General features: G+C 41.2%; 1 protein-coding gene and 1 pseudogene. One reads left to right on the top strand and one right to left on the bottom strand.

Going from position 1 to position 914, the window contains the following annotated elements:
• Positions 1 to 344: pseudogene (locus tag KIV40_RS27810) on the top strand (hypothetical protein); the annotation flags it as partial.
• Between the two features lie 58 nt (positions 345 to 402).
• On the opposite strand, the gene KIV40_RS27805 reads toward KIV40_RS27810, so the two are convergent.
• On the bottom strand, positions 403 to 914 hold a 512-nt coding region (locus KIV40_RS27805; protein ID WP_285352427.1), incomplete at its 5' end, for an alpha/beta hydrolase.

Here is a 914-nt window from a genome sequence, read left to right as displayed (position 1 = left end):
CGGATAATGAAATCGCTCGTTATACCCTTACATCGAGTGAAGAGTCTGAAGCGATGTCTGATATCGAGCTTGTTTTAGCCTTAGATGTTAGTAACAGCCAATACGTAGAAGTTCGTGCGCCCCTTGCGATTGATTTAGAGATAATAGTCAATCAAGAGAGCGGAGAAGTGACAACAAATACTTCCAAGGCCGTAGTAACTAGCCATAATCATCCAAATTATACACTGTTAGAAGGACTTGAGTTTGCGCAGCCTGATATTGCAATTGCCCACAATAGTATTCTGAATCAGGATTACTTGCGTAATAAAAGGGAAAAGCAGGAGTTCGCAGTAGCTAAAGATTAATAGCAAATAAAAAAGCCTGAACAAAAAATCTATCAGAATATATTGTTCAGGCTTTTTTCTAATGATTCATAATAAATCGAATAAAATCGGGGAAGCGTTTCGCCCAAGCGATTTCATTATGTTCATGCCCCTCACCCTCGATATAAACAAGAGAGATATTGTCTTTACTTAATAAAAGATCGTTCATAGAGCGAGAACCATCTAAATACACCTTAGCAAAGTCGACACTGGTATCTTCTCGTTTTTCATTGGTTCCCATATCCATATAGATTTTAACGGGAAGCTCAAAATCCAACCCGGAAGCATAGTTGAAGTATTCACTATGGTTAAACCAAAACGCAGGAGAGAACACCCCAAGCGCACCGAATGCATGCTGATGCTTTCCACCGCCATACAAGCTAATAAGACCTCCCATCGAGCTGCCCGCCAAATATGTGGTGTTGCGTTCTGGTCGAGTTCGGTAATGTTGGTCGATGTAGGGCTTTAAGGTTTCCACACTAAAGTCGACGTAATCATCACCCTCTCCGCCAAACTCACAAAGCTCTGCTGGAATACCAAACTCACGAACTT

Source organism: Vibrio sp. D173a, from assembly GCF_030248475.1.
This window is presented reverse-complemented; position numbering and strand designations above follow the sequence as displayed.